Raw genomic sequence first — 8,731 nt, forward strand, 5'->3', positions numbered from 1 at the left:
GTAATCTGGGCGGTTCGTGCACTGCCTGCAACGACGGCGCTGCCTTTGCCGTCAACCTTTCTACCCACGCCACCGCCACCGATGGCTACGGTCGCCAATCACAGTATGACCGCCACGCCACGATTGCCTTTGCCTTAATCAAGAGTTAGTGCGCGCTGCTGAAAACTCCTTCAACCGGCAGACGGACTTTCAACATCTGTTTGCCGGTTGTGGTGTTTACCCCGGTTCAATCTCCCCACCCTGTTCCAAAAGAGAATTTGAAGCTGCCGCGCCGGTTAGAATTTGCCCGACAATCTCATCCACCCCCAGGCTGGCATCCATCACCAGCGCTTCGGCTGGTTCTTCCAATGCTTCAAACTGACTGGCCAGCAAACTGACCGGCATGTAATGCCCGCGCCTTTCGGCCAGCCGCTGACGGCATACATCATATCCTGCGCGCAAGTAAACCAGCTGCACGCCTTCGGCTTCCGCCAGCAAAACCCGGCGGTATTGTTCCTTAAGCGCCGAACAGGCCAGCACGGCCGGCCGGTCATTCCGCAGGCATTCCAAAATCAAAGCATGCAGTCTTTCCAGCCAGCCGGCGCGGTCTTCGTCTGTCAGCGGAATACCGGCTGCCATTTTGGCCACATTCTCCGCCGGGTGATAGTCATCCGCATCGTAAAACGCCCAGCCGAGCCGCTCCGCCAGCGCGCGTCCCACCGTCGTCTTGCCGCAGCCCGCCACGCCCATCAGCAGGAAGAACTGGATCGTCATGCCGTCTCTCCGCAGCGCAGCAGCGGCGGACAGGCAATCCGCAGGGGAATTCCGGCTGCATCCTGAGATTCTTTCTGGCGCAGGTAGCCGCCCTCTTCTCCGCGGTTAAGCCAGGCAGCAACCGCCAAAACCAGCGCGTCCAAAACATCGTCCGGCTGTACCTGCGCGCGCCGCGTGTTGGCAAGCAGGTCCAAAGCAGCCTCACGACTGCCTTTCAGGTAACATTCCAGCAATTCGGCCCTTTCCTGCCAACCGGCGGGGTATTTCTTGCTATGCCGCAGTGGCTGGTCGCCATTCAAACGCTGAAAACACAACTCCGGATGGGATTCAAGCACCCGTGCGCGCCAGGCTGGTTGATTTTGCAAAAGTTCGTCCACCTCACGAATCTTGGGGATCAAATGGTAAGCCTGCGCCGAAAGTGAGCGGGCATGGTGCAGCTGTTCCAACTCCCGCGCCTGCGGGTAGGTTTGGGCAGCCAGCGCCGCACGGCAAGGCGCCGGGAAGACACTGCTCTTGCGCTCCTTCAGTGAAGCCCGCATCGCCTCATCCAGCCGGCGCGTTGCGCCGCTGCCCGTCAGTCCAATGGGGATATCCACCCACACTTCGGCGGCGGCAGGAACATCCTCAACCAACTGCCGGAAAGAGGGAACCATCCACAGGCGTACACTCCGCAGGGCGGGCTGAAGCAGGGCTGCGGCCCAGCCGGCGCGGCAGCCATCCGCACCCACATACAATTCCGCCAACGTTTCTTGCATAAAATGGATTGTAACGTGAGTTGAGAGCAGGTCAATACCTCACGGCTTTCTCAACGTGGCTTCCTCAATGTCGAAAACGGTCAAACAGCAGCCGGCCGGTGCTGACCGATGTCTATTCGGAATAATTCACTGATACGTCAAATCGAGCAATTTTGCCCCCTCCTGCGCCTCCCCCAATATCGCTTTCGCGATATTGGGGGAGGTGGGTGGGGGTCGTTTCGCCACAATTCAAGTTTCGATACAAAGTTTTAGGATTGTCAAGGAACTTTGAGAAAGCCATCGCTTTTTCAAAGTCGAAAACGGGCAGACGGCAGTCTGCAAGCGCTGACCAATGTCCGTTCGGGACAACCCATTTCCAAGTCAAACTGGAGATTGTCAGCCTCCTCCTGCACTTGCTTTGCCATATTGTGGGAAGGGGAAGGGGGTTGATTTCGCTACTTGTCCGTTTTTGCCCGTATGCCGATCTCAGGATAATTCCACCCCAGAAAGTTATCTTTACCCATATTTTATGGGTATTTTTCCACAATCGCTCTATAATGCGATTAATCCGTTTTCTTTAGATTTGCCGGAAAAGTGCCTTTTGCACCCCCAAGCGCCCCTTGTTCTTGTGTTGCTCCTGCTGGTTTCAGGCGTTCTGTGCGCCTATCTGGCAGCCTGGGCACAGGCGCGCCGCCGCCAACCCGGGGCTTTAGAGTTCGGGCTGCTGGCCTGGGCAATCGCGATTTACTCACTGGGTTATGCCGTCGAAATCAGCCGCAGCAATCTGACGGATGTGCTTTGGGCGATTCGCATTGAATACCTTGGATTGGCTTTTCTGCCGGCTTTGATGCTCATCTTTACCCTGCGCTTCGTGAGAAACCGGCCGGTTCACCGTGCCGTTGTCAGCGGGCTGCTGGCGATTTCGTTCATCACACTGGGTTTGGTGTGGACAGTCGAACACCATTCGTTGTATTACATTTCCCCCCGTCTTGAGCCTGGGGATTATTTTCCCGTGCTGATCTTTGAACGCGGCTTGTGGTACAGGGTGCATCTTTCCTACATGCTGCTGACCGGCAGCATCTCACCCCTGCTCTTGTTCTGGTATGCCCGCCGGGTCGAGAGCCGCCGCCGCTCGCAGATGGCTCTGCTTGGGCTGGGCGCTCTCATCCCGATTGTGGTCACCTTCTTTTATGCTGCCGGTAAAACCCCCTACGGCATTGACTCTGGGCCGCTTGCCCTTTCAATTACCGTGCTGTTCTTTTGGCTTGCGCTCTTCCGCTTTGAGTTGTTTCAAATTGTCCCCGCTGCGCGTGAACTGGCGCTGGATGCGGTGCGGGATGCCTTTGTCGTACTGGATCATTCACTCCGAATTTTGGATATGAACCACGCCGCCCGCAACCTGCCGGAAGCAGCGGGGTGGAAAATCGGTCAGCCATTTCCGCGCCAGGGCAGTTTGGGTGAGTTTGCCCATCACAGCCTGCAAAGGCCGGGTGGGGAGTTGGAATTTTCAGCGGTGGATGAAAATGGCGGCTTGCGTCACTTTAAGGCGCGCTCGTATCCGCTAAAGAATGTCTTTGGACAAACCAGCGGCAGCGCAATCCTGATCAGCGATGTCAGCGAAACCACCCGCCTCATTCAGCATCTGGATGAACAGGCCAGCACCGACGAACTGACCGGTTTACTCAACCGCCGCTCTTTGATGCAATGGGGTGCAAAACTGGTGGAACAATCTGCCGCTTCCGGAGCGCCCCTCGGGGTGGTAATGCTCGACCTTGATCACTTCAAAGAAATCAACGATACCTTTGGACACAAAACCGGCGATGAAGTATTGCGCTGTGTGGCCCAATGCCTGCACAGCGGATTGCGTCAAGGCGATGTACTCGGCCGTTACGGCGGGGATGAGTTTGTCGTCTTCTTGCCGGGGGTGGAGTTCGGCGGTGCGATGCAGATCGCTGAGCGATTAAGAGCGCTGATCTGCGCCTGCCGGATGAGCGGGGAACTGTCCTCAATCACCATCAGCGCCAGTTGTGGTGTGTTCGTCAGCCAGGCAGGTCAAACGACCTGCGTGGATGACTTCTTACGCCAGGCTGATCTGGCCCTTTACCGCGCCAAAGGCGGTGGACGCAATCAAGCGGCAGTATGACAGAAACCTGCTGACACCGCTGCCCTTTGAGGACGTTTTTAAAACCGGAACAATTGTGCATTGAATGAGTTTACAATTTTCAAACCACCGCTTGTATTGTCCAGTTTTTGTGGTATCTTAAAGTAAAAGCCCCCTCAATCTCTTTCTAATTCAATGGATTTTCGTCGTTCAGGGCGGTTTTGACAAAGGCAGGCGAGACCCGGCAAAATGCACTGAAGGAAAGAACGGGGGCGGTGGAGAACAGGTCGAAAAGCATGAGCCGGGCATCCCGTAATCCTTCGTCTAAAACTGCCAATGTACCGCTCAGCGAGCTGCTGACGCTCTATCAGGAATTGCTGGAGCGCGAAGCGGCGCTGCGTGCCGTCCTTTACAGTATCGGGGACGGGGTCATCACCTGTGACCGGCAGGGGAAGGTAACCCTGCTCAACCCGGTTGCCGAAGCGTTGACCGGCTGGCAGGAAGCCGAAGCGCTCGGAAAACCGCTGGAAGAAGTCTTTCGCATCATCAACGAAGAAACCCGCCAGCCGGTAGAAAACCCGCTTCAACGGGTGTTGAGAGAAGGGATTGTGGTGGGGCTGGCCAATCACACCCTGCTCATCCGCCGGAATGGTGAAGAAATCCCAATTGCCGATTCGGGCGCTCCCATCCGCATCGAGGAGGATCGCATCAGCGGAGCAGTGCTGGTGTTCCGCGACCAGAGCGCCGACCGGGCCGCCCAAAGACAGGTAGACGAAGCGCGCCGCTTTGCCGAAGGGATTGTCGAAACCGTGCGTGAGCCGTTGATGGTGCTGGATGGCGACCTGCGCGTGGTGCGCGCCAACCCGGCTTTTTACCGCCTCTTTCAGACGACTCCTGAAGATACCGAAAATCGTCTGTTGTACGAACTGGGCAACGGCCAGTGGAATATCCCCGAATTGCGCCGCCTGCTGGAAGAAATTCTGCCGCTCAACACCCGTTTCAATGATTTTGAAGTGCACCACGACTTTCCAAACATCGGCAGGCGTATCATGCTGCTGAATGCCCGCCGCATTTACCATGAAGACAACAAGACCCGTTTTATTCTGCTGGCCATCGAGGACGTGACCGAACGCCAGCAGGCGGTCGACTCCCTCAACCACAGCGAAGAACGCTACCGGGCCATTTCCGAGATGATTTCGGATTATGCGTATGCTTTTGAAGTAATGGAAGACGGCAGCCTGCGGCGGGAATGGGTTGCCGGCGGTTTTGAACGCATCACCGGCTTCACGCCGGAAGAATCGCAGGCGCGCGGCGGCTGGCAGGCGCTCATCTTCCCGCCGGATATGCCCATTGCCCTGCGGCGTGCCGAACGGCTGATGAACGGTCAGCCGGATACCAGCGAATTCCGCATTGTGCGCAAGGATGGAACGGTGCGCTGGCTGCGCGACCACGGTTTTCCGGTTTGGGATGAACATCAAAAACGGGTCGTGCGGATTTACGGCGCTGCGCAGGATATTACCGACCAGAAGAAACGCCAGCTGGAACTGGAAGCGCAATCCCGCGTGGTGCACATTTTACAGCAGGAGGGCGAACTCCAGCCGCTGCTGGAACACCTGTTGGAAGCTGCCTGCCACGCCATTCCGGCTGCCGAAAAAGGCTCCATCCTGCTGGCAGATTCCGACGGGCGGCTGCACATGCGGGCTACCATCGGCTACCAGGACGAAAGGGTGATAGCCGCCTCCTTCCCAATCCAATCCGGCTATTCGGCAAAAGCCTTTCGTGAAAACCGGCCGCTGGTCATTGAGGATGCGCGCGGCCGGGATGAAACCCGCTACGACGGAGAAATTCACGAAATGGCGACCGTGCAAAGCGCCATTGTTGCTCCGCTGCTGGCCGGCGGCAAGCCGATTGGCGTGCTGGCGCTGGATAATTCCACCCACAAGAAGGCATTTACCGATCAGGATTTACAGGTGCTGACCAGTTTTGCCGCCACCGCCGGGCTGCTCATCGAACGCTCCCGGCTGTTTGAAGAAACCCGCCAGCGTCTGCAAGAACTGCAAACCCTGCAGCAGGTTTCCGCCGCGCTTTCTCAATCCGATTCGGTGGTCGAAATGATTCACATTTTTGTGGAACACGCCGTCCGTTCGGTTGGCGCGCAGGCCGGTTCAATTTACCTGCTGGATGAAAGCCTCAGTGAACTGGCAGCCCACGCCTGGCTCAGCCCGCAGGGCGAATGGATTGAGGGATTGGAAAAGGTCTTTCACCAGCGTTTGGGGGAAGGGGTTGTTGGCACAGTTGCTGCCAGCGGTGAAGCGTACACCTTTCAAGACTGGCGCGAGGACCCGGTTACGGTGCTCAAGCCGGGTGAGGAGGAATTGCTGCAGCCCTTGCAGGGTGGGATTGCTCTGCCGTTGCGCGCCGGCAGCGGCGTGATTGGGGTGATGAACATCTGGTTCGCTCAGCGGCGCACGGCCAGCCAGGCCGAACAGCGCCTGCTGACAGCCATTGCCGACATGGCCGGCAATGCCCTGCAGCGCGCCCGTTTGAACGAACAGACCCGCCAGCAGCTGGCGGAGTTGAGCGTGCTCCATTCGGTCAGTCAAACCCTGTTGACAACTCGGCTGGATACCGAGCAGGTTTACCAAACCATTCACCAGGCGGTTGCCCAGCTGATGCCCTGCGAGGCATTTGCGATTGTGCTGGAAGACCCGCAGCAAACCGGCTATACTGCGGTCTATCTGTATGACCGCGGCGGGCATTACCCGCCTCAACGGGTAGCAAAAGGTGCCGGTTTGAGCGCGCAGGTAATTGAACGAAAAAAAGCTCTCTTAATCGAGGATCTGACCCAATCCAGCGTTCCCACGGTACATTTTGGTGACTCGCAAAGCGTACGCGCCGTACTGGCCGTTCCGCTGCGGCAGGGAGAGCGGGTGATGGGGATGATCTCGGCCCAAAGTTATCAGCCGGGCGTATATACCACCGCCCACTGTCGCCTGCTGGAAACGCTGGCGGCCCAATTTGCCACCACCGTTGAAAATGTGCGCCTGTTCGAGGAAACCCGCCAGCGGCTGCGCGAGCTGGAATTGATTGCCCGCCTGAGCGCGGAATTACGCAAAGCCGCCACCCGCAGCGAATTGCTGCCGGTATTGCTGGAACAGATCATGACTCAAATGGAAGTGGATGGCGTGGTGCTGGAAACGGTGAACCCCATCAGCGGAGATGTCACCATTGAATTGGGGGTTGGGATTTGGGAAACCCTAACCGGCGAAATCATCCCGGCTGGCGAGGGTTTGAGCGCCGTTATCCTGCAAAGCGGCTCAACCTATTTGAACAATGAAGCCGGCCAAGACCCGCGCGTGTATTTTCCTGAGCAGTTAGGCGAATGCAATTCGATTGCCGGCGTGCCGCTGCGCGCGGACGACACCATCAACGGGCTGTTGTGGATTGGCAGCTTCCGCCCTCTGGGTGAAGATGACTTGCGTCTGCTGCGCTCGGTGGCGGATATGGCTGCCAGCGCCTTAATGCGTATGCAACTGCACGATGAAACCCGCCGGCGGGTGGAGCAGTTGCAGGCGCTGCAAGCGATTGACCGGGTGATTACCACCAGCCTGGATTTACGTTTTTCACTGGATGCTTTATTGGAGCAAACCCTGCTGCACTTGAAAATGGATGCAGCCGGGGTGCTGCTGCTCAATCCCAACACGCTGGTGCTCGAATATGCTGCCGGGCGCGGATTCAACACCCGGTATTACCAGAAAGCCCGTCTGCATCTGGGAGAAAGTCAGGCCGGGCTGGCGGCCCTGGAAAGGCGGATGGTACATTGCGGCGATTTGAATAAGGCCGAACCGCCCTTCCTGCATCCGCAATGGATTGAAGAAGAAGGTTTCGTTTCCTACTGCGGTGTGCCGTTGATTGCAAAGGGGCAGGTCAAGGGGGTGCTGGAGGTATTCAGCCGTTCCCCCTTTGAACCTCAGGAGGAGTGGTTGGCCTTTTTCGAAGCCCTTTCGCGCCAGACAGCAATTGCCATTGAAAACGCACAGCTGTTCGAGAATTTGCAGCGCACCCATCTTGACCTTTCCCTGGCTTATGAGGCAACCATCGAGGGCTGGTCGCGCGCGTTGGATTTGCGGGATAAGGAAACCGAAGGCCACACCCAACGGGTGGTCAACCTGACCCTGCTGATGGCCAGCCGGATGGGACTGAGTTCCGAGCAGATGGCGCATATCCGGCGCGGCGCGTTGCTGCATGACATCGGTAAAATGGGCATCCCCGATGCCGTTTTACTCAAGCCCGGGCCGCTCACGGATGAGGAATGGGAAATTATGCGCAAACATCCGCGTTATGCGTATGAGATGCTCACCCCCATCCAATACCTGCGCTCCGCCCTGGACATCCCTTACGGCCATCATGAAAAATGGGACGGCAGCGGCTATCCGCGCGGGCTGAAAGGGGAAGAAATCCCGCTGGCAGCACGCATCTTTGCGGTGGCGGATGTATGGGATGCACTGACCAGCGACCGCCCCTACCGCCCGGCCTGGACGAAAGCCCGAGCACTCGAGTACATCCGCGAACAGGCCGGCAAGCACTTTGACCCGCAGGTGGTCAAGGTGTTCTTTGAAGTGATTGAGGAATATCTGGCGGAGGAAAGCGGCGAGTGAAAATCCGCCTGTTGAGCGAAACGGAACAGCGCATGTTCAGACGCATTCACACCGGCGAGGATGTGCTGGCTGTGGAAGAGGGCAAAATCCGGCGTGAAAAAGGGCTTTATGTCAACCTGCGGCGGCAGGCTAAAGCCCGCCTGAAAGAGCGATTGAAGAAGATTGGCGGGGCAATCGGCGGGGAGGAGTGGACGGAAGAAGAGACAGATCAGGTCGAACATCGCGCCGTTCGTGTGTACCGCAATGCCCGCCGTCACAAGCAGCGTTTGCGCGGCTTACAATTTATTGAAGAGGATTGAATAAACAAAAAAGGGTGATTTTGAAACTCCCCCTTGAATTTTGTACAGAAGGTTGTATCATAACATGAGTTCGGGACAAGATGAAAACATGGCAGGCAATGCCAATGACCCCCTGCACCTCCCCCAAAATCGCCCCTGCGATTTTGGGGGAGGCGGGAGGGGGACGAAAATTCGAAAGTTGATGTA

General features: G+C 57.3%; 5 protein-coding genes. 3 read left to right on the top strand and 2 right to left on the bottom strand.

The genetic code is table 11. From position 1 onward, the window contains the following. Positions 1 to 216: 216 nt before the first annotated feature. Positions 217 to 753 (bottom strand): gluconokinase, encoded by a 537-nt coding sequence (locus VAE48_RS16950; protein ID WP_322794518.1) that lies wholly within the window; start codon positions 751 to 753, stop codon positions 217 to 219. Next, complete coding sequence (locus VAE48_RS16955; RefSeq protein WP_322794519.1) at positions 750 to 1,508, bottom strand: DUF429 domain-containing protein; 759 nt, start codon at positions 1,506 to 1,508, stop codon at positions 750 to 752. The genes VAE48_RS16950 and VAE48_RS16955 overlap by 4 nt, the downstream gene beginning before the upstream one ends. Positions 1,509 to 2,088: 580 nt before the next feature. On the opposite strand from VAE48_RS16955, the gene VAE48_RS16960 reads away from it, so the two are divergent. The 3 genes from VAE48_RS16960 (at position 2,089) to VAE48_RS16970 (ending at position 8,545) form a co-directional block, all read left to right on the top strand. After that, positions 2,089 to 3,630 (top strand): histidine kinase N-terminal 7TM domain-containing protein, encoded by a 1,542-nt coding sequence (locus VAE48_RS16960; RefSeq protein ID WP_322794520.1) that lies wholly within the window; start codon positions 2,089 to 2,091, stop codon positions 3,628 to 3,630. 254 nt (positions 3,631 to 3,884) lie between these two features. Next, the gene (locus VAE48_RS16965) at positions 3,885 to 8,246 is read left to right on the top strand and encodes a GAF domain-containing protein (protein WP_322794521.1); all 4,362 of its coding nucleotides are present in this window, start codon (positions 3,885 to 3,887) and stop codon (positions 8,244 to 8,246) included. Beyond that, positions 8,243 to 8,545, top strand: coding sequence for a hypothetical protein (locus VAE48_RS16970; RefSeq protein ID WP_322794522.1), 303 nt, complete (start codon positions 8,243 to 8,245; stop codon positions 8,543 to 8,545). The genes VAE48_RS16965 and VAE48_RS16970 overlap by 4 nt, the downstream gene beginning before the upstream one ends. Positions 8,546 to 8,731: the final 186 nt, after the last annotated feature.

Origin of the sequence: Bellilinea sp. (assembly GCF_034432615.1) — a bacterium.
GTDB lineage: Bacteria > Chloroflexota > Anaerolineae > Anaerolineales > Anaerolineaceae > Bellilinea.

Bases quoted from the DNA above. Each gene is read 5' to 3' on its own strand.
- VAE48_RS16950 (WP_322794518.1), bottom strand. From the start codon at position 753: ATGACGATCCAGTTCTTCCTGCTGATGGGCGTGGCGGGCTGCGGCAAG.
- VAE48_RS16955 (WP_322794519.1), bottom strand. From the start codon at position 1,508: ATGCAAGAAACGTTGGCGGAATTGTATGTGGGTGCGGATGGCTGCCGC.
- VAE48_RS16965 (WP_322794521.1), top strand. From the start codon at position 3,885: ATGAGCCGGGCATCCCGTAATCCTTCGTCTAAAACTGCCAATGTACCG.